Genomic DNA, 20,947 nt, shown 5'->3' on the forward strand with positions numbered 1-20,947 from the left:
TTCTACCCATCCCCCGCCGGGGTATGGGCACACTCACCCGGAAAGGGGAAACTACCATGAAAACCGAAGGTTACCGCCCCCATGGGCTGTACCACCCCTCCTTTGAACATGACAGCTGCGGCATCGGCGCTGTGGTGGATATCCAGGGCCGGCAGACCCACCGGACGGTGGACGACGCCCTGAAGATCGTGGAAAAGCTGGAGCATCGGGCCGGCAAGGATGCCCTGGGGGAAACCGGCGACGGCGTGGGCATCCTGGTACAGATCTCCCACCGCTTCTTTGCCGGGGCTGCCCAGGAGGCGGGTATCCAGCTGCCCCCCGCCCGGGACTACGGCGTGGGCATGTTTTTCTTCCCCCAGGATACCCTGAAGCAGAACCAGGCCAGAAAGATGTTTGAGGTCATCGCGGCCAAGGAGGGTCTCACCTTCCTTGGCTGGCGGGAGGTGCCCGTCTGTCCGGAGGTGCTGGGCCAGCGGGCCCGGGACAAGATGCCCCGCATCCAGCAGGCCTTTGTGGCCCGTCCCGATGGCGTGGCCCCAGGCCTGGACTTTGACCGGAAGCTCTATATCGCCCGGCGGGTGTTTGAGCAGTCCAACGACAACACCTACGTCCCCTCCCTGTCCAGCCGCACCATCGTCTACAAGGGCATGTTCCTGGTGGACCAGTTGCGGAAGTTCTACCCCGACCTCCAGAGTCCCCTCTACGAGTCGGCCATTGCCCTGGTCCACTCCCGGTTCTCCACCAACACCAACCCCTCCTGGGAGCGGGCCCACCCCAACCGGCTCATGGCCCACAACGGCGAGATCAATACCATCCGGGGCAATGTGGACCGGATGCTCGCCCGGGAGGAGACCATGTCCTCTCCCCTGCTGGAGACCGATATGGACAAGGTGCTGCCGGTGGTTAACGTAGCCGGCTCCGACTCAGCCATGCTGGACAACACCCTGGAGTTCCTTATGATGGCCGGCATGGACCTGCCCCTGGCGGTGATGGCCTGCATTCCTGAGCCCTGGATGGAGGATAAAGCCATCTCCCGGTCCAAGCGGGATCTGTATCAGTACTACGCCACCCTGATGGAGCCCTGGGACGGCCCCGCCGCCATCCTCTTCTCCGACGGCGATATGGTAGGGGCAGTGCTGGACCGCAACGGCCTGCGTCCATCCCGGTATTATGTCACCGACGACGACCGGCTCATCCTCTCCTCCGAGGTGGGGGTGCTGGACCTGCCGGCGGAGCACATTGTGGAGAAATCGCGGCTCCAGCCCGGCCGGATGCTGCTGGTGGACACCGTGAAGGGAGCCATCATCGGGGATGACCAGCTGAAGGAGTCCTATGCTGCCCGTCAGCCCTATGGTGAGTGGCTGGACCGGAACCTGCTTCACCTGAAGGACCTGCCCATCCCCAACCACCGGGTGGAGCGCCACTCCACGGACCAGCTCCACCGGCTGCAGAAGGCCTTCGGCTACACCTATGAGGATGTGCGCAATACCATCCTGCCTATGGCCCGCACCGGGGCCGAGCCTACCGCCGCCATGGGCACCGATATTCCCCTGGCAGTGCTCGATCACCAGGATCAGCCCCTGTTCAGCTATTTCAAGCAGCTTTTCGCCCAGGTCACCAACCCCCCCATCGACGCCATCCGGGAGGAGATCGTCACCGACACCACCGTCTACGTGGGTGACGACGGCAACCTGCTGGCCGAGGAGCCGGAGAACTGCCGGGTACTCCAGATCCACAATCCAATCCTCACCTCCACCGACATGATGAAGATCAAGGCCATGCGCCAGCCCGGCTTCCAGGTGGATACCGTGTCTATCCTTTACTATAAAAACACCCCCCTGGACCGGGCGCTGGACCACCTGGCCCTGGCGGTGGACCGGGCCTGGCGGAACGGAGCCAACGTGATCGTTCTGTCCGACCGGGGGGTGGATGAGAACCACGTGGCCATCCCCTCCCTGCTGGCGGTGTCCTCCATCGAGCAGCATCTCATCCGCACCAAGAAGCGCACCGCCGTGTCCATCCTGCTGGAGTCCGCCGAGCCCCGGGAAGTCCACCACTTTGCCGCCCTGCTGGGCTACGGCGCCCGGGCCATCAACCCCTATCTGGCGGAAGAGACTATCGTGGAGCTCATTGAAGAGGGGCTGCTGGACAAGGACTACCACACCGCCGTGGACGACTACAACTCCGCCGTCCTCCACGGCATCGTAAAGATTGCCTCTAAAATGGGCATCTCCACCCTCCAGTCCTACCAGTCCGCCCAGATTTTTGAGGCCATCGGCATCCGCCGGGAGGTCATCGACAAGTACTTTACCAACACCGTCTCCCGGGTGGGCGGCATCGGCCTGGAGGAGATCGCCGGTATGGTGGACCGGAACCACTCCAAGGCGTACGACCCCCTGGGGCTTGGCACCGACCCCACTCTGGACAGCCTTGGGGCCCACAAGGCCCGCTCCGACGGAGAGGACCATATGTACAACCCCCGCACCATCCACCTGCTCCAGCAGGCCACCCGCCAGGGGAACTACGACCTGTTCAAGCAGTACACCGCCCTGGTGGACGACGAGACCCAGCCCCACACCCTCCGTGGGCTGCTGGACTTGAAGTACGCCGACACCCCACTCCCCCTGGAGGAGGTGGAGAGCGTGGACTCCATCGTCCACCGATTCAAGACCGGAGCCATGAGCTATGGCTCCATCTCCAGGGAGGCCCATGAGTGCCTGGCCCAGGCCATGAATCTGCTGGGGGGCAAGTCCAACTCCGGCGAGGGAGGCGAGGAGCCTGACCGGCTGACCGATCCCACCCGCAACTCTGCCATCAAGCAGGTGGCCTCCGGCCGGTTCGGCGTCACCAGCGAATACCTGGTCTCCGCCAAGGAGATCCAGATCAAAATGGCCCAGGGCGCCAAGCCCGGAGAGGGCGGACATCTGCCCGCCGGAAAGGTCTACCCCTGGATCGCCAAGTGCCGTCACTCCACCCCCGGCGTTACTCTCATCTCTCCCCCGCCCCACCACGATATCTACTCCATTGAGGATCTGGCCCAGCTCATCTACGACCTGAAATGCGCCAACCGTCAGGCCCGGATCTCGGTGAAGCTGGTCAGCGAGGCGGGTGTGGGTACCATCGCCGCCGGGGTGGCAAAGGCAGGCGCCCAGGTGGTCCTCATCTCCGGCTATGACGGAGGCACCGGAGCCGCTCCCCGCACCTCCATTCACAACGCCGGCCTGCCCTGGGAGCTGGGCCTGGCGGAAACCCACCAGACCCTCATCCAGAACGGTCTGCGCTCCCACGTGGTGGTGGAGACCGACGGCAAGCTGATGAGCGGCCGGGACGTGGCCATCGCCTGTATGCTGGGGGCTGAGGAGTTCGGCTTCGCCACCGCACCTCTGGTGACCATGGGCTGTGTCATGATGCGGGTGTGTAATCTGGACACCTGCCCTGTGGGAGTGGCCACCCAGAACCCGGAGCTGCGGAAACGCTTCGCCGGCAAGCCGGAGTATGTGGTCAACTTCATGCGCTTCATCGCCCAGGAGCTGCGGGAACACATGGCCAGGCTGGGGGTGCGCACCGTGGAGGAGCTGGTGGGCCGCACCGACCTGCTGGCCGTCCGCAGCCCCGCCGTCAACCACCGGGCCGCCACCGTGGACCTGTCCGCCCTGCTGGACAACCCCTGGGCTGGTCAGGAAAAGACCCACTTTGACCCCGCCGACGCCTACGACTTCCACCTGGAGGATACGGTGGACCTGAAGGTGCTGGAAAAGAAGCTGGGGACCGCTCTGACAAAGGGAACTCCCAAGCGGCTGGAGGTAGCGGTCTCCTCCACAGACCGGGCGGTAGGCACCATTCTTGGCTCCGATATCACCCGGCTCCACAGCGGTGCCCTGGCCGATGACACCTTTACCGTCAAGTGTACCGGCGGCGGCGGCCAGTCCTTCGGCGCTTTCCTGCCCCGTGGCCTCACCCTGGAGCTGGAAGGCGATGCCAACGACTACCTGGGCAAGGGCCTCTCTGGCGGCAAGCTGGTGGTCTATCCCCCCAAAAACAGCACCTTTGACCCGGCGGAAAACATTCTGGTAGGCAACGTTGCTCTGTACGGCGCCACCAGCGGCCAGGCCTTCCTGAACGGGGTGGCCGGGGAGCGGTTCTGTGTCCGCAACTCGGGGGCCACCGCCGTGGTGGAGGGCGTCGGCGACCACGGCTGCGAGTATATGACCGGCGGTCGGGTGGTGGTGCTGGGTCCCACCGGCAAGAACTTCGCCGCCGGCATGAGCGGGGGCGTGGCCTATGTGCTGGACGAGGACCGGGATCTGTACCTGCGGCTGAACAAGGCTCTGGTGTCCATGGACCCTGTGACCGAAAAGCACGACGCCGCTGAGTTGCGGGAACTGATCCAGGCCCACGCCGATGCTACCGGCTCGGCCAAGGCCAAGGCCATCCTGGCCGAGTTTGAGCGCTATCTGCCCCTCTTTAAGAAGATCCTGCCCCATGACTACGACCGGATGCTGCGTACCATCGCCCAGTACGAGGAGAAGGGCATGAGCCGGGAGGAGGCCCAGGTGGAGGCCTTTTACGTCAATACCCACCAGAAGGGGGAATAACCATGGGAAAGCCCACTGGATTTATGGAATATCAGCGTCAGGGGAACCCCTCCCAGTCCCCCCTGGAGCGAATCAAGCATTATAACGAGTTCCACCCCCGGCTCAGCCGGGAGGACCGCCGGCGGCAGGGAGCCCGGTGCATGGAGTGCGGGGTACCCTTCTGCCAGTCGGGGGCGGTGCTGAATGGCATGGTATCCGGCTGCCCCCTCCACAACCTGATTCCCGAGTGGAATGACCTGGTGTACACCGGCAACTTTTCCCACGCCCTGGAGCGGCTGCTGAAGACCAACAACTTCCCCGAGTTTACCGGTCGGGTGTGCCCCGCCCTGTGTGAGGCGGCCTGCACCTGCGGGCTCCACGGGGACCCGGTCACCGTAAAGGACAATGAGTTGGGTATCATTGAGGACGCCTGGACCAGAGGGCTGGTGAGCCCCCGTCCTCCCAGATCCCGCACCGGCAAGCGGGTGGCGGTGGTGGGCTCCGGCCCCGCCGGCCTGGCCTGCGCCGACCAGCTCAACCGCCGGGGGCACTCTGTCACCGTCTTTGAGCGTGAAGACCGGCCCGGCGGCCTGCTGATGTACGGAATCCCCAATATGAAGCTGGAAAAAAATATTGTCCAGCGCCGTCTGGACAAGATGACCGCTGAGGGCGTGGAATTCCGAACCGGGGTGGATGTGGGTAAAGGTATGTCCGCCCAGGAGCTGACCGCCCAGTTTGACGCCGTGGTGCTGTGCTGCGGCGCTACCCAGCCCCGGGATCTGTCTGTGCCCGGCCGGGATCTGGATGGGGTTTGGTTTGCGGTGGACTTTTTGAAGGAGACCACCCGCTCTCTGCTGTCCCACCAGCTGGCACCGGGCACCTACCCCTCCGCCCAGGACAAGCAGGTGGTCATCGTGGGCGGCGGCGACACCGGCAACGACTGCGTGGGCACCTGCATCCGCCACGGCTGTGCCAGCGTCACCCAGCTGGAGATGATGCCCAAGGCCCCTGACCGGCGGACTGAGCAAAACCCCTGGCCGGAGTGGCCCCGGGTGTGCAAAACCGACTATGGCCAGGAGGAGTCCATCGCCCTGTTTGGTCACGACCCCCGGGTGTACGAGACTACAGTGTCCCGGCTGCTGGGGGACCAGGAGGGCAAGCTGACGGCGGTGGAAACCGTCCGTCTGGGTCCTGACCACCAGCCCATCGCCGGCACCGAGGAGGTGCTGGAATGTCAGCTGCTGCTCATCGCCGCCGGATTCCTGGGCGCCCAGGCCTATGTGCCTCAGGCCTTCGGAGTGGAGCTCACCCCCCGCTCCACCATGGTCACCCAGGAGGGAAGCTACGCCACCGGCATCCCCGGCGTCTTCGCCGCTGGCGACGGACGGCGCGGCCAGTCCCTGGTTGTGTGGGCCATCCGGGAGGGCCGGGAAGCCGCCCGGGACGTGGACCAATATCTGATGGGATATACCAATTTATAAAGGCATACGCCCCGGACATCTGAACAGATGTCCGGGGCGTATTTATTACAGCAGCCGGTACTGTTCCGCCGCCCGCTTGACCTCGCCGCGGCGCTTCACTCCCAGCTTCTGCAAAATGTGACTCACATGGCTCTTTACCGTGGGCAAACGGATACCCAGGATCTCCCCAATTTCCCCGTTGCTTTTGTCGGCGCACAGCAACCGGAGCACCTGCTGCTCCGCCGCCGTCAACGGCTCCCGGAGGCTCCGGCCGGGCCGCATGAAATCGGGATAGTATACCGCCTGGGTGCGGGCCGCCCGGGTCACCTTTTGAAGAAATTCTCCGGATCCATCCCATCGGCACTGCTTCAATAACGGCAACACCGCCACTCCGTAATTGGCCACCGGCCGGATGAACCGGTACTCCCAGGCCTCGTCCAGCGCCAGATCCAGTTCCTCCCGCCACTGCTCCATGTCCAGCCGCTGGTAGGCAATGGCCGAGAGCATATGGATCTGAATGCTGTCCAGGTGCCGGCGGCAGTCCTGGCAATAGATGCGCAGAGGGGCCAGGGTAAGCAGCGCATCCCCCTCCCGCTCCAGGGCGATCTCCGCCATGGCCTGGGTCAGATACTGGTACCGCCACATCACCCGGACGCGCTGAGGGTTTCGTGGCGCCTTCTCCCGGTACCAGGCAGTCACCTGATCCATCCGTCCCAGGCGAAGGCTGATCCGGCAGAGCATGGCCTCTATATTGGGCAGAAACCGCTGATTCCCATCCTCCAGGAACCGGTCCCGCAGGGTCTCGATGGTGTTTTTGGCATCCTCCCCCCGGCCCGCGTCAGTCTGAGTCCTGGCCAGCAGGCCCACCACCGCGAACTCCATGTCCGGGGTGCCCCGCCGCTGGATGTCGTTGAGCCTTGACATAAGTGCCAACATCCACCCGGACACATCCTCTCCCTTTTCATACTTGCTCTCGGCAACGGCGCACTCCGCCAGGCCCACTCCATCCCGGCCCAGGACGGCCTCCACAGGCCGGCGCATGGTGGCATACAGCAGATCGTCCTTCTTGCTCCAGTCGGAAAAATCCTTCCCTCCGTTCATCACGCTGGGCATCATGCTGGTCACCGAGAAGGGCGGCATCTTCACCCCACGGGCGGTGATGAGCTGGAAGGCGTTTGTGATAAAATCCAGAGTACCCCGCACCTCCCGCTGGGGCAGAGCAATATCCAGCCAGGCCTGCCGGACCCGGGCCTCCCGGCAGGCCTGGTCAGAGCATTTTCCCCCGGCAGCATAATCCCCCAGGGCCTGATACCACCGCTCGGACTGCTCGAACTCCAAGTTCATAGAACACAGCATGCTCATACCTTGCATCAGGGCAGGAGACGCCAGGATCTCCTCATCCGGCAGGGCATAATAATACCGCTCCATCTCGTAATAGTGCCCCAGTCCCGGATGGAGCTGGGCGTTTTTCACCAGCAGCTCGGAGATTTTGCCGTGGTTCCCGCTCCGCTCGTAGCAATTCAGCGCCGATTCATAATCCTCCGCCAGCTCATAGTACAGCCCCCCTCTCTGGAGGATGCTCCGTCGTCCTTCCTCGGTATAGGCCTGCTCCAGCTCCCACAGCAGGAACTGTCGGTAGAGGGGCCAGAATCGGTAGACCCCTGGCTCCTCCTGGAGGAGCATGTTGCTGTCCCGCCGGATCCGCGCCAGCATCTCCCCCACCTGGCTGTCTCCGCTGACGATCCGCGCCAGCTCCAGGTCAAACCGCTCAAAGAGGGACAGCCCCATCATCAGCTGCCGGTACGGCTGTGCATACCGACGAAATACCGCCTCCTCCAGGTGGTAAAACAGCGCCTGGCGGGCTCGCTCCACCAGCATATCATCCAGGGGCTTTCCCTCCGCCAGCAGCCGGGCCAGAATGGCCGTCCCCAGCGGATAGCCCTGAGCCACCTCCTGGACGGCTTCCAGCTCAGTCCCAATGCGGGTCGTTCCCAGCCGTTCCAGCAGCTGGGCAGTATTCTCCCGGTCAAAAAACAGCGTTTTGGTCTGGATTTGGGTCATCAGCCCGGTAAACTGGAAAGGCATCAGCCAACCGGGCGTGGCTCCCCGGGTCAGGAGCACGAACCGCTTGTCCTGACTGGTCCGGATCAGTTCGCATACCGCCTGCTGCTCGCTGTCGTCCAGCTCCTGCAGGTCGTCCACCAGCAGCACATCCCACCCCTCGCCGTCCCGGGGCAGGTCGAACCGAGGCTCCAGCCCGGAGCAGGAGTACACCCGCCGGCCGGCCAGCAGACGGGTGGCCAGGGTAGTCTTGCCAAAGCCGCAGGGGGCGCTGAACAGCACCACCCGCCCCCGTTCCATGGCGGCCTGGAATCGCTCCGTCACCTGTGGTCTCAGCACAATGATTTCTTCTTCCACAGCATCTCTCTCCTGTTCCCACCGGGTTTGCTTATCTACAGTATAGCAAACTTTCCTACCGTTTGCACCAGCAAAAAAGAGGCTGTCGCGTCCGCAACAGCCTCTTTCGCGTCGTTATTCGGTCTCTCCGTTCTCTTCCCCCGCCCGCTGGGCGTCGATATAGGGCTTGAAGATCCTCTCCAGTATCAGAGAGTGGAGCCAGGCTACGATCACCGGCATCACAAAAATCAGGACGTAAAGCACAGAGCAGATCACCACGGCGGCATAAAAGATCAGTCCGATGAGCACCGTCCAGGGCAGATTGGCAATGGCCAGCTTGCAGCAGTTCACCAGCAGGCCGCTGACCTGGAAGGTAAACCGGGAAAGCACAGGAAAGAGATAGCACCCGATGCCGATGGGCAGCAGGGAAAACACCAGAAAGGCATAGTAGATCACGCCGCCCGCCTGACTCACCGCCGTTCCCTGATAGAGAACGCCCTGAATAAAGACCAGCGCCACCGCCACCGGGATCACCACCAGGGTGGTCAGCACCCCTACCTTCAGGTTTGCCCGGAAGGTCTGGAAAAACACTCCCCAGCTGTTGCGCTGGTTGCCCCGGAGGCAGCGCACCACCGTGTGATACAGGGCGGCGGTGGCGGGGCCCAGGGTCACCACCGGCAGCGAGCAGGCCAACCAGAATACGCTGAGCAGCAAAATGTCCACGATCTTTTCTGTGATCCGGTAAAACCACAGATCCGGATTGAAAATGCCCATGCCTTCATCCCCCTGTCGATTTCGCTGGAATGATTGTACCCCATTTCTCCCAAAGATGCAACGCTGCCCTTACCCTTCGATCCGGATAGGCACCCCATTGACCTCCACCTCTCCCTCGACGGGGATGAGAATGTACTTTTTGCCGTCGATGACCCGGGTCTCCACCAGGCCGCTGTACTCCGGGGATACCTTTACGGTCACGTCGGGCGTGGACAGCTCCACCTGCCTGGCATTTACCAGGTTCTTGGGGCTGAGCCGGGTGTCCTCTCCAAAGCTGTCGTCATACCGGCTGTCAAAGGAGGCAATGTGACTCTCGCTCACCCCGCAGGACTGGAGCACGCACTTCACCGCCCCCTTGGACACCAGCAGGGGTTCTTCCTCCTTGTTCTCCTTGTGCTCCTCCACCAGCTCCCGCAGCTGCTCGTGGACGGCCTGCACCACCTCGTAGCTGCATTCCTCTCCCAGGGAGTCCCCCAACAGGGCCTGGAAGGTCTCCTTCTGGGCCTGGGCGGGCATGGGAGGCTCAACGGCAAAGACCGCCTGGGCAAAATCCGGGTGGTTTTCTCCCACGTCCCGGTTATAATAAAGGGCGTTGTACAAATTGGTGGAGCGGTCGTCAAAGGCCGGGAACAGGAAGCCCAGCTCCGGAGACGCGACCAGCCAGTCAGCCTGCCGGTTGTAAAAGCGGTTCTCCCGTACGTAAAAGCTGAGGGCCGGTTTTGTCTGCTTCACCGGGCAGATGCTGCACAGGATATAGGAATACACCTCCTCCGAGGCATCCTTCTGCGCCTCCCCGTCCTTGGCCTTATAGGGCACATCGTAGCGGTCGTGGGCCAGGAGGATCAGGTAGTTTCCCTCCAGGTCCAGGCTGCCGATGGCCTTCTGGAAAAAGGCCTGCACCGCCTCCTCGTCCCGCAGGGCGCTGTCCCGCAGGGCCATGAGCAGCCTGTGCTCCTCTCCGCTGACCACCTGGCCGGTGGCAAACGTGATATCCAGCAGATTTCGGTCCATCCCACCGGACAGAGTGCGCCGCAGGAGGCTCAGCAGCTTTTCGCTCTCCTCCTGGCCCATCATGGCCAGGGACTGGTCAAACTGGGAGACGATCTCCCCCTTTTCATTCACGTAGCATCCCCGCACGTGGGTGATGGCGCTCTTGTCCGCCTTGAACCGGCGGCGCAGCTCTGCCGCTTCCTTTTCCTTCATGCTTCATTCCTCCATCCCGGGTCCGGGTTTTCCAGGATGCCGCCCGGGTCAGCGCCCCTCGATCTCCATGGTCTCCATCTGCGCTCTGGTGATACCGTTGCGCTTGCCGTAGTTCTCCCAATAGGTGGTGGACGCCCCCAGGTACATCTTCTTGGTGATGGGCATGGTCACCTTCAGCCGCCGGCTCCGGCCGGTCGCCATGGCGGCGGCCAGCTTCCCAATCTTCCGCCGCACCAGGAAGGCGAAGGGGGTGTTCAAAATGGCCTCGCCGCCCCCGATCTCCAGCACGGAGCCGAAGGGGTAGCCGTTGGCCTGACAAAAAGCCTGGATGATCTCCACCGCCACGTCGTTCTGCTCCGGCTCCAGAAAGCCGCAGTTGATGAGCACCGATACCCTGGGCTTCTCCGCCGGCGGATGCTCCGCCAGGGCGCGCAGGAAGTGCAGCAGGGTCACCGGCGGGCTGTCGGCGTACAGGGGGAACACCAGCAGCAGCTGGTCACAATCCGCCGCAGCCCGGCACAGCTCCAGGTGGTTGGTCTTGGTGATGGCCCGGTACTCGGTATCCATCCGGCTGGCCTTGGCGAACAGGGCTGCGTACTGCTTGGAATTGGACCGGGGCTCCCGGGGACTTCCGTTGAGGATCAATATCTTTCCCATGTCAGCACCTCATCCCGTACCGCCTGCTCCACGCCGTCCTCCGGCCCAAATTCCACCCGTACGTCCTGAAAATTCATATTGCTGGCATTGCGCTCCACCAGACGGCGAAAAATTTCCCGCTCCCGGCAGGAGACCTCCCCATAGCCCAGAACCACCGCCCGCTTGGGGACCACCCGCCGCTGGTAGTGGTGGCTCTCCCCGTGGAGCAGGCGGATAAAGGCCTTCTGGACGGGAATGGCCCGCTCCAGCATGGTTTTCATCACGGTGTCATAGCAGCCGTATACAACCCGGGTAACATACAGCACCCGGTCGCTGGCCGCCATCAGAGGGTATATCTTCACCGCGTCGTCCCGGATCACGCACTTGCCGGGAGTCTTGGTCCAGCAGCCGAAACACCCCACGCAGTTGGTGATCTTCATCTGGGAGAGATCCACCCACTTGGTCACATCCGGGTCTGCCGGAGGCAGTTCCAGATGCCGGTCGCTCATAATCAAATTCATACTGTACTCCTCTGCTTTCGGCGGTGGAATCCAGCTTTCTGTCCCGCTGTCAAAAAAATAATCCAAACCTATCTCCTGTCGGAAACAAGTTCGGATTATCTTAGTTTGGTGCGCGAGGCGGGACTTGAACCCGCACGTGCGTAATGCACACTAGAACCTGAATCTAGCGAGTCTGCCAATTCCACCACTCGCGCATTTGATTGTTGCGCTTTTGCTCAGCGCAGGATTTATATTACCACGTCCGTCCCCCATTGTCAACCACTTTTTTCTGTTTTTCGCATTTTCTTTTTCGCTGCCGACCTTGCCTCAGCTCCTCTCTTGTGATAGCATAAAGTCAAGCATTATACAAGCATTATAATCTTGAAAACCACGCGGGAGTGTTTGCTATGGATGAGCTTCTGTTTATCAACGCCTGTGTCCGGGGGGAGCGTTCCCGCTCCCTGAAACTGGCCCGGCATTTTCTGGCCAGGTGGCAGGCCCTCCACCCTCAGGCCACCGTGGTCCAGCGGGATCTGTGTACCGACCGTCTGCCTCCTCAATACCCGGAGGTGCTGGAGGAACGGGACGCCCTGTGGAACGCCGGTCAGCTGGATCATCCTATGTTCGATCCCGCCCATCAGTTTGCCAACGCCGGTAAGCTGGTCATCGCCGCTCCCTTCTGGGACCTGTCCTTCCCCGCCATTCTGAAAATCTACCTGGAGCGGATCTCCGTTACCGACATCACCTTTGGCTATGACGAGCAAGGCAACAACGTCGGGCTGTGCCGGGCGGACAAGCTGCTGCTCATCACCACCCGGGGCGGGGACTTCTCCAGGCCGGAGACCGCCTGGATGGAGATGGGGGCCCGGCAGCTGGAGGCTCTGTGCGCCATGTACGGTATTGATCAGTTCCACTGCCTGGCCGCCGAGGGACTGGACGACGTGCGCAACGATAAGGACGCCCTGATGGCCCAGGCTATGGTCCGGGCGGAGGCTTTGGCGGAGGTGTTTTAAGTGAGGCCCCGGATCCTGCTGCTCACCACCGGCGGCACCATCGCCTCCCTACCCACCGGGGCGGGGCTGGCTCCCGGCCTGGCCGGGGATGAGCTCACCCGGCTCCTTCCCCACGGGGTGACCGACTCCTATGAGATCACCATCCAGGATGTCCTCCATCTGGACTCCTCCAATATCCAGCCGGAGGAGTGGCAGACCATCGCCCGTCAGGTCTTCGCCAAACGGGAGGCCTACGACGGCATCGTCATCACCCACGGCACCGACACCATGGCCTACACCGCCTCGGTGCTCTCCTTCATGCTGCGGGGCATCCCCATCCCGGTGGTGCTCACCGGGGCCCAGCTGCCCATGACCCACCCCCTCAGCGACGGTATGGAAAACCTGCGCACTGCCCTGGCCATGGCGGCCTCTGGGGTGGCGGGCGTCTTTCTGGCCTTCGACCGGAAGGTCATCCTGGGTTGCCGGGCGGTCAAGACCCGTACCACCGATTTTGACGCCTTTGAAAGTGTCAACTGGCCTCTGGCCGCCAGCGTGGACGGCAAGGGGCTTCAGATCCACTCGGCCGCCATTCCCTCTGCCTCCGGGGCCTGCTCCCTTCGGGACAGGCTGTGCGACAAGGTGTTCCTCATCAAGCTCACCCCCGGCCTGGACCCGGAGATCTTCGATATGCTCCTTCAGATGCACTACCGGGGCATCGTCATCGAGGCCTTCGGAGCGGGAGGCCTCCACTTTGTCCGCCGGGACCTCATCGCCAAGCTTCAGGCCGCCGCCCAGGCGGGGATGACGGTGGTGGTATGCAGCCAGTGTCTGTATGAACCCAGCGACTTCTCCCTTTATGAGGTGGGCCAACGGGCCCTGGAGCAGGGGGTCATCCAGGGCCGGGACATGACCACTGAGGCGGCGGTGACCAAGCTGATGTGGGTGCTGGGCCAGACCGACGATCGGGAGATCATCCGGGACTACATGGAGCGATCCCTGGCGGGAGAGATGGCCTGAGCGGGCCTATGAAAATGCGGCCCCCTCATACGGCCTTTCAGGCCGCCTTCCCCACTGTGGGGGAAGATTGAGAGGCAATTTTATAGTAAAAACCGGGCCCGCGGGCCCGGTTTTATGTATTTCAGCACTGCTCCACCCGGAGGGCCCGCATGGCGTTAAGGATGGCGATCACCGCCACCCCCACGTCGGCGAACACCGCCGCCCACATGGAGGCTGCCCCAAAAGCGCCCAGTACCAGCACCACGCCCTTCACCCCCAGGGCAAAGACGATGTTCTGCCGGACAATACGGACAGTCTTGCGGGCGATCGCCACCGCCACCGCCAGCTTGGAGGGCTTGTCGTCCATGAGCACCACGTCGGCGGCCTCAATGGCCGCGTCGGAGCCCAGGGCACCCATGGCCACCCCCACGTCGGCCCTGGTAAGCACCGGGGCGTCGTTAATGCCGTCCCCCACAAAGACCAGCTTGCCCTTGGGGGAGGTCTGAGCCAGCAGCTTCTCTACCCGGTCCACCTTGTCCCCCGGCAGCAGCTGGGCGTGGTATTTGTCCACATCCAACTCTCCCGCCACTGCGGCGGCGGTCTCCCCGGTGTCTCCGGTAAGCATGACTACCTTCCTTACCCCCAGCGTCTTGAGCCGGGCAATGGCCCCCTTGGCATCGGGCTTGGGCCGGTCAGAAAGGACGATATGGCCGGCATAGCTCCCGTCCACCGACACGTGGACCAAGGTGCCGGGCAAATCGCAGGTGGGCACGGAGATGCCCCGCCCCTCCAGCAGCCGGCGGCTGCCCGCCAGCACCGGCTTGCCGTCCACCAGTGCCTCCACTCCGTAGCCCGCCTGCTCCCGGGCGTCGGTCACACGGCCGGCATCCGGCTCCTGTGGACAAGCCGCCCGGAGAGACTGGGAGATGGGATGGTCCGACCACCGCTCCGCCAGGGCGGCGTACTCCAGCAGATGGCCGGGTTCCATCCCCTCCGCCGGGTGGACAGCACTCACCCCAAAGGTCCCCTGGGTGAGGGTACCCGTCTTATCAAAGACCACCGTCTCGGCGGCAGCCAGGGCCTCCAGGTAATTGCTCCCCTTCACCAGGATACCGCACCTGCTGGCGCCCCCTACGCCCCCGAAAAAGCTGAGGGGCACCGAGATCACCAGGGCACAGGGACAGGAGATCACCAGAAACACCAGGGCCCGGTGGAGCCATTGGCTCCATACGGTGCCCGCCAGGAAGGAGGGCAGGGCGGTCTGGGGCAGAAGGGCCAGAGCCAGGGTGGGCAGCAGGAAGAGGGCCAGGGCGGCCAGTACCACGCAGGGGGTGTAGTACCGGGCGAACCGGGTGATGAACTGCTCGGAGCGGGACTTCTTCTCGCTGGCGTTTTCCACCAGCTCCAGGATGCGGGCCACAGTGGACTCCTCGTAAGGCTTGGTCACCCGCAGCCGCAGCAGGCCGGACTGGTTGACGCAGCCGCTGAGGACGCTGTCCCCTACCCCCACCGCCCGGGGCAGAGATTCCCCAGTGAGAGCGGCGGTGTCCAGGGTAGAGGTCCCCTCCTCCACCGTGCCGTCCAGGGGCACCCGCTCCCCCGGCTTGACCACGATACGGGCCCCCACCGGCACCTCCTCCGGGTCCGTCTGGGTCACCGTGCCGTCAGGCTCCTCCAGGTTGGCCCACTGGGGGCAGATATCCATCAGATCAGCGATAGACTGGCGGGAGCGGCCCACGGCGTAGCTCTGGAAGAGCTCCCCCACCTGATAAAACAGCATGACAAAGACGGCCTCGGCGTATTCCGTGGTGAAAAATGCCCCCACAGTGGCCAGAGCCATGAGGAAATTCTCGTCAAAGACCTGGCCCCGGATCAGGTTGCGGAGGGCACGCCACACCACATCCCAGCCCACCAGGGCATAGGGGACCAAATACAACAACACCTCCAGGAGACGGGACAGCGGGGGCAGCAGCTTGGCCAGCGCCAAAAGGGCTGCCGCTGCCAAAATCCGCGCCAGGTCCCGCCTCTGGGATCGGGTCAAAGCACCCACAGGACTCTCCTCCCCTATCGTTTGATAACACAATGGGGCTCCACCTTCCGGCAGATGGCCGCCGCTTGGTCCAGGATCTCCTCCAGCCGGCCCTCCTCGGCGTCGATGGTCAGCTTCTGGGTCATAAAGCTGACGGTGGCGCTGTTCACCCCCGGCAGCTTCTGAATGGCCGCCTCCATCTTGGCGGCACAGTTGGCACAATCCAGGTTTTCCATGGCAAAACGCTTTTTCATCGTTCGTTCCTCCCTTTCCGCTTACAGCTCGTGGACATGCTCCAGGCCCTGGTTGATGATGGTCTTGACATGATCGTCCGCCAGAGCGTAAAACACCGTTTTACCCTCCCGACGGGCCCGCACCAGCTTCATGTTTTTCAGCAGCCGCAGCTGGTGAGAGATGGCCGACTGGGTCATGCCCAGTAGGGTAGCAATGTCGCACACACACATCTCCGAGGTGAAGAGCACATACAGGATCCGCATCCGGGTGGAGTCCCCAAAGACATGGAAGAGCTCCGCCAGATTGTACAGTGTGTCCTCGTCGGGCATCTCCCGCCGTACCTGATCCACAATATCCGGATGGGCTGCCATCAGGTCACAGCATTCTACGGGTGTGTTGTCAATCATGTTATCACCTGCTCATATGATTATTTGTTCATGTATTTATAGTAGCATTGCCCTCGCTCTTTGTCAAGTACCAAAGCAAAAAAAAAGAGCTGCCGCACTGAGGCGGCAGCCCCCTTGGTTGCTCCGGGCACCTCCGTGCCCGCTCAGCCCTCCACTCTGATTTGAAGCTCGGTGACATACTCCTCCACCCGATTGGTGTCGTGAGCATCAATACGATAGAGCTCCAGGGGCGGCCCGGCGGGCCGCCGCCCCTCCGCCGTCACAAAGCCGGTGAGCAGGGTCAGATGGTCCTCCAGGGCCTCGTAGGGCCCCCGGTAGTACAGCCGGGCATATTCCCCCGCAGGCAATCTGTCATCGCAAGGCAAGCCTGGCCTGGTGAGGAAAAACACCCGTGAGAAATGGTTGTATACGCCCCGCTCCAGGCTATCCTGGTCCAACGCCGCCCCCATGCACTGGCTGCCGATGATCTGGATGTAGTCCTGGTGCCGCTGAGCCAGCCGCTTGAGCTGGAAGTCGATCTCCTTCTCCAGAATGAAATCCTCCTCCAGGAACACATAGGGCCGCGCCTCTTCCACCACCCATTCCGGCCGCAGGGCCTCCACCGCCCGGTACCGCTCCAGCCGCTGCCGCCGCTCCGCCGCCTCCCGCTTGGCCTCCTCCAGCTCGGCCATCCGGCGGTCCAGCAGCTCCTCCTCCCGGTCCAGCAGGGCCATGGTCTCCCCCACGCTCCGCCGCTCCAGATAGTCCCGGATGGTCCGGGTGGGCAGATCCAGCTCCCGCAGGGCCCGGATGATGTTCAGGGTACACACGTCCTGGATGCCGTACCGCCGGTATCGGTTCTCTCCCCGGGCCGGGTGGAGCAGTCCCTTTTCCTCATAGTACCGCAGGGTGTCCGGACACAGGTCGAAGAGCTTTGCCAGCTCATGGATCTGATAGTATTCTTTCACTTTTTTCGTCCCCCCTCTTGACTCTCGTATGATACGAGGGTTTATCATGGTACCAGCGAGGAGGTTTTATCCGTGAAGCTGGTATCCAAGTTTCTGAAATTCACCATCCCGTCCATCGTGTCCATGTGGATCTTCTCTTTGTACACCATTGTGGACGGCATCTTTGTGGCCCACGGGGTGGGCAGCCACGCCCTGGGGGCGGTGAACCTGTCCATGCCCTTTGTGTCCCTCATCTTCACCATGGGCATCCTGCTGGCCACCGGCACCTCCACCGTCCTCTCCCTGGCCCTGGGCCGGGGAGACGAGGAGGAGGCCCGCAACTACTTCAATCAAAACCTGGCGGTGGTCATTATCCTCTCCCTGGCCCTCACCGCCGGGGTACTCCTCAACCTGGATGGGGTGGCCCGATTCCTGGGAGCCGAAGGCGATCTGCTTCCCCTGGTGAAGGAGTATGTGGGCACCATTTCCTGCTTCGCCGTCTTTTTCACCGTGTCCTACAACCTGGAGGTCCAGGTGAAGGCGGACGGCGCCCCCCACGTCAGTACCATCGGGGTGCTGTCCTGCGCCATTATGAATGTCCTGCTGGACTATGTGTTTGTCATGCACTTTCACTGGGGGGTGTGGGGGGCCGCCCTGGCCACCGGACTGTCTCAGGTCACCTCCACGGCGGTGTTTGTCTTTTACTTTATCCGCCACCCCGCCCCCCTGCGGTTTGGCAAATTCCGGCCCAACCTGGGGGCTTACCGCAGGATCATCCCCCTGGGCACCGCCGACGGGCTCAGCGAGCTCTCCAACGGCATCGTCATTTTCCTGTTCAACCAGACCATCCTGCGGGTGTCCGGAGAAGCTGCCCTCACCTCCTACACCATCGTCAGCTACGTGAACACCCTGGTGCTCATGACCATGATCGGCACCGCCCACGGGGTGCAGCCTCTGTCCAGCTTCCACCTGGGGGCGGGTGAGCGGCCGGTGTGCCACAGGTTCCTGACCTACGGCCTGCGGCTGGCGGTGGGGGCGGGGGTACTGTTCTGGGGGCTGTGCCAGCTGCTGGCCGGGCCCATCGTCGGGCTGTTCCTGGAGCCCGGCGATCCCCTGCTGGACTATACCATGACCGCCCTGCGGATGTACGCCTGGTCCTTCCTCCCCCTGGGGTTCAACGTGGTGGTCTCCGGCTTCTTCACTGCCATGGAGCATCCCTTTCCCGCCCTCACCATCTCCTTCGGGCGGGGGCTGGTGCTCATCTCCGGCTGCCTGATGGCCCTGTCCGCCTGGCTTGGGGACAGCGGGGTGTGGCTGGCCCCTCTGGCCTCCGAGGGTCTGTGCCTGCTGTTCACCCTGGGCTTTCTGGGGGCCTATTTCCACCGGTTACAGAAAAACGGCCCGTGATCCGGGCCGTTTTTTCATGGTTTGAGCAGATATCGCTCCACCGCCATACCTACCCCGCCCTCCCGGTTGGAGCCGGTGGTGTAGCGGGCGGCCGCCCTGGCCTCCGGGGAGGCGTTGGCCATGGCGAAGGACCAGCGGGCCCAGCGCAGCATCTCCAGATCGTTGCCCGCGTCCCCGAAGGCCATGACCTGCTCCGGGCCGATGCCCAGCCGGGCGCACAGGGCCTGGATGGCGGACCCCTTGTTCACCCCCAGGGCGGTGAGCTCCAGATTGCCCGGATAGGAGCTGGCCGCCGCCAGAGGACCCAGTTCATCGGTCAGGGCCAGCAGCTCCCGCTTTTGCGCCTCCGGGATGTGGAAAATATGGATCTTCTCCACCGCCTTGCCGTCCAGGGCGGTGTTGATATCCTCGGGAAATTGAGAACAGGTTCTCAGTACCTGGGCAAACTCGGGAGAGAGGGCGCTGCCCACCACCAGCTCCATCCGGTCCCGCTGGATGTAGTTCTGTCCCTCACAGTACACCTCAAAGGGCAGCCCCCAGTCCAGCAGCTTCCGGATGGCCTCCCGGCGGGCGGTCTCCGGCAGAGGCCGGCGGTAGAGCCACTGGTGTTCCGCCACGTCCAGCACGGCGGCGCCGTTGGACAGCACCGCGTACCGGGTCACCCCCAGCTGGGCGTCCACACCCCGCAGCAGGGCCCAGGCCCGGCCGCTGGCAATGGCCACCGCCACCCCCCGCTCCGAAGCCGCCCGGAGGGCGGTGATGTTCCGGGGCGGCACGGTGGCGTGGTCGTCATCCAGCAGGGTGCCGTCCATATCCAGGCAGATCAATCGAATGTCATTCATAGCATACTCCATCTGTGTTCAAATTACCCCTCCAGTATACAGGACGGCGGGCCCTCTTGCAACCCACAGAAAAAACGCAGGCCGAACCGGCCTGCGTTTTGTGACTTATCTGATATTTTTCATGGTCTTCCAGCGGTTGGAGCGGTAGAACCAGTAGCCCACCGGCACCGAGCTGGACACAGCGATGCCGCAGGCCAGATAGACGCCGTAGATGCCCATAAAGTGCTCCAGCACCACCGCCAGCACCAGCCGCACCACGATGCAGTTGAGGAAGGAGTTCCACATGATGAACACGGTGTGACCCGAGCCGGTGGCCAGGGTGTTGTAGGTAAACATACCGGCGTAGAAGATCTGGCAGACGATCTCGATGCGCAGGTTGACCACCGCCCAGGCCTGCACGTCGGGGTCGGGGGTGAAGATCATCACCAGCCAGGGGGCCAGCACCTCGGCCAGCACCACGATGAGGGCAGCCATGCCCAGGGACAGCTTCATGCAGGTTTTCATGACCTGTTCCGCCCGGTCATACAGCCCGGCCCCCAGGCACTGGGCGCACATGGTACCGGCGCCGGTGGTGAGGGCGGAGACAAAGAGCTGGCAGAAGTCCCGGATCTTGTTGGACACCCCGTTGGCCGCTGACACGTCCACGTCGTACTTGTTGATGAGGGTGAGCACCACCAGCCAGGACACGCTGGCGATGGTCCACTGGAGGGCCACCGGCAGGCCCAGCTTCAGGGTGCGGCTCACCACCTGCCGGTCAGGGGCCAGATAGCGGGGCAGCAGACCCAGGTCGGCCCGGTGGGCCAGACAGAAGAGCAGAGCGGCCACAAAGGACACCGCCTGGCCGGTAATGGTAGCCAGGGCAGCCCCCGCCACCCCCATATGCCACACCGCCACAAAGAGAATGTCCAGCACCACGTTGAGAGAGACCGACGCGATGATGCAGTAGAGGGGGATCCGGGAGTTTCCCACCCCCCGCAGGATGGCCGACAGGGCATTGTAGCCGAAGATAAAGAACAGGCCCACTCCGCAGATACCCAGATAGGCCACCGAGTCGGCCATGGCGGGGGCCTTCAGCAGCACCAGGATGGGGCGGCAGAGCAGGACCACCAGGGCGGTGAACAGCACACCGGCAATGACGCCGATGAACACGGTGTTGCCCGCCGCCTTCCGGCGGTCCTCATGGGCGCCGCTGCCGAAATACTGGCTCACCAGAATATTGCCGCCCACCGTGACGCCGATGGCCAGCTGGGTGAGCATGTTCATGATGACGCTGGAGGTGTTGATGGCGGAAATGCCGTTTTCCCCGATATAGTGTCCGGCAATGATGATGTCCGTGATGGAATAGATGGCCTGCAGCAGGCTGGAGGCCACCAGGGGCATGGCGTACCGAATCAGCTTCCGGCTGACCGATCCCTGGGTCAGGTCGTTTTGCAGGGCTGGCATACCCAGATCCTCTCCTTTTCTCTCATTCAGGTGTAGTGTACCCCTCCCGTTCCATTCCCGCAATCCCCACCTTTTGCTCAGTTACTTTCTGCCCAGTAAGTTTTTGACCCAAGAAAAGCGGGGCGCG

General features: G+C 63.0%; 16 protein-coding genes and 1 tRNA gene. 5 read left to right on the forward strand and 12 right to left on the reverse strand.

Annotated features, from left to right (window positions below):
- Positions 1 to 56: 56 nt before the first annotated feature.
- Together gltB and H6B51_RS00845 are read left to right on the forward strand one after the other, a co-directional pair.
- Positions 57 to 4,595, forward strand: a complete 4,539-nt coding sequence (gene gltB, locus H6B51_RS00840; RefSeq protein ID WP_204881873.1) for a glutamate synthase large subunit — start codon at positions 57 to 59, stop codon at positions 4,593 to 4,595.
- Positions 4,596 to 4,597: 2 nt separating this feature from the next.
- The gene (locus tag H6B51_RS00845; protein ID WP_204881874.1) at positions 4,598 to 6,055 is read left to right on the forward strand and encodes a glutamate synthase subunit beta; all 1,458 of its coding nucleotides are present in this window, start codon (positions 4,598 to 4,600) and stop codon (positions 6,053 to 6,055) included.
- Positions 6,056 to 6,100: 45 nt separating this feature from the next.
- Here the strand turns inward: H6B51_RS00845 and H6B51_RS00850 are convergent, their stop codons facing one another.
- The 6 genes from H6B51_RS00850 to H6B51_RS00875 all read right to left on the reverse strand — a co-directional run bounded on the left by H6B51_RS00850 (position 6,101) and on the right by H6B51_RS00875 (position 11,759).
- Positions 6,101 to 8,452, reverse strand: a complete 2,352-nt coding sequence (locus H6B51_RS00850; protein WP_335342079.1) for a helix-turn-helix transcriptional regulator — start codon at positions 8,450 to 8,452, stop codon at positions 6,101 to 6,103.
- A 114-nt stretch (positions 8,453 to 8,566) separates the two neighbouring features.
- A complete protein-coding gene (locus H6B51_RS00855) occupies positions 8,567 to 9,205 on the reverse strand; it encodes a YesL family protein (RefSeq protein WP_204881875.1) in 639 nt (212 codons plus the stop codon).
- A gap of 69 nt (positions 9,206 to 9,274) precedes the next feature.
- Positions 9,275 to 10,408: a DUF4317 domain-containing protein gene (locus H6B51_RS00860; RefSeq protein ID WP_204881876.1), complete on the reverse strand. Its 1,134-nt coding sequence runs from the start codon at positions 10,406 to 10,408 to the stop codon at positions 9,275 to 9,277.
- A 48-nt stretch (positions 10,409 to 10,456) separates the two neighbouring features.
- On the reverse strand, positions 10,457 to 11,065 hold the full coding sequence (locus H6B51_RS00865; RefSeq protein WP_204881877.1) for a hypothetical protein: 609 nt from the start codon (positions 11,063 to 11,065) through the stop codon (positions 10,457 to 10,459).
- Complete coding sequence (locus tag H6B51_RS00870) at positions 11,050 to 11,565, reverse strand: flavodoxin family protein (protein ID WP_204881878.1); 516 nt, start codon at positions 11,563 to 11,565, stop codon at positions 11,050 to 11,052. Before H6B51_RS00870 ends, H6B51_RS00865 begins: the two co-directional genes overlap by 16 nt.
- A 106-nt stretch (positions 11,566 to 11,671) precedes the next feature.
- Positions 11,672 to 11,759, reverse strand: a tRNA-Leu gene (locus H6B51_RS00875).
- Positions 11,760 to 11,951: 192 nt separating this feature from the next.
- On the opposite strand from H6B51_RS00875, the gene H6B51_RS00880 reads away from it, so the two are divergent.
- Together H6B51_RS00880 and H6B51_RS00885 are read left to right on the forward strand one after the other, a co-directional pair.
- Positions 11,952 to 12,557: an FMN-dependent NADH-azoreductase gene (locus H6B51_RS00880; protein ID WP_204881879.1), complete on the forward strand. Its 606-nt coding sequence runs from the start codon at positions 11,952 to 11,954 to the stop codon at positions 12,555 to 12,557.
- Complete coding sequence (locus H6B51_RS00885) at positions 12,558 to 13,553, forward strand: asparaginase (protein WP_204881880.1); 996 nt, start codon at positions 12,558 to 12,560, stop codon at positions 13,551 to 13,553.
- A 121-nt stretch (positions 13,554 to 13,674) separates the two neighbouring features.
- Here H6B51_RS00885 and H6B51_RS00890 read toward each other — a convergent pair whose 3' ends face one another.
- The 4 genes from H6B51_RS00890 to H6B51_RS00905 all read right to left on the reverse strand — a co-directional run bounded on the left by H6B51_RS00890 (position 13,675) and on the right by H6B51_RS00905 (position 17,149).
- Complete coding sequence (locus H6B51_RS00890; RefSeq protein WP_204881930.1) at positions 13,675 to 15,573, reverse strand: heavy metal translocating P-type ATPase; 1,899 nt, start codon at positions 15,571 to 15,573, stop codon at positions 13,675 to 13,677.
- Positions 15,574 to 15,596: 23 nt separating this feature from the next.
- Positions 15,597 to 15,815, reverse strand: a complete 219-nt coding sequence (locus tag H6B51_RS00895; protein WP_204881881.1) for a cation transporter — start codon at positions 15,813 to 15,815, stop codon at positions 15,597 to 15,599.
- Positions 15,816 to 15,836: 21 nt separating this feature from the next.
- On the reverse strand, positions 15,837 to 16,202 hold the full coding sequence (locus H6B51_RS00900; RefSeq protein ID WP_204881882.1) for an ArsR/SmtB family transcription factor: 366 nt from the start codon (positions 16,200 to 16,202) through the stop codon (positions 15,837 to 15,839).
- 143 nt (positions 16,203 to 16,345) lie between these two features.
- A complete protein-coding gene (locus H6B51_RS00905; protein ID WP_204881883.1) occupies positions 16,346 to 17,149 on the reverse strand; it encodes a MerR family transcriptional regulator in 804 nt (267 codons plus the stop codon).
- Between the two features lie 72 nt (positions 17,150 to 17,221).
- Between H6B51_RS00905 and H6B51_RS00910 the strand changes: the two genes are divergently transcribed.
- A complete protein-coding gene (locus H6B51_RS00910; protein ID WP_335342080.1) occupies positions 17,222 to 18,535 on the forward strand; it encodes an MATE family efflux transporter in 1,314 nt (437 codons plus the stop codon).
- Positions 18,536 to 18,549: 14 nt separating this feature from the next.
- On the opposite strand, the gene H6B51_RS00915 is transcribed toward H6B51_RS00910, so the two are convergent.
- Both H6B51_RS00915 and H6B51_RS00920 read right to left on the reverse strand, forming a co-directional pair.
- Complete coding sequence (locus H6B51_RS00915; protein ID WP_204881884.1) at positions 18,550 to 19,377, reverse strand: Cof-type HAD-IIB family hydrolase; 828 nt, start codon at positions 19,375 to 19,377, stop codon at positions 18,550 to 18,552.
- A gap of 105 nt (positions 19,378 to 19,482) precedes the next feature.
- Positions 19,483 to 20,820 carry an MATE family efflux transporter gene (locus tag H6B51_RS00920; RefSeq protein WP_204881885.1) on the reverse strand — a complete coding sequence of 446 codons (1,338 nt, stop codon included), beginning with the start codon at positions 20,818 to 20,820 and terminating at the stop codon, positions 19,483 to 19,485.
- Positions 20,821 to 20,947 lie beyond the last annotated feature (127 nt).

This window comes from Pseudoflavonifractor phocaeensis (assembly GCF_016901955.1).
In the GTDB taxonomy this organism is placed as follows: Bacteria; Bacillota; Clostridia; order Oscillospirales; family Oscillospiraceae; genus Flavonifractor; species Flavonifractor phocaeensis_A.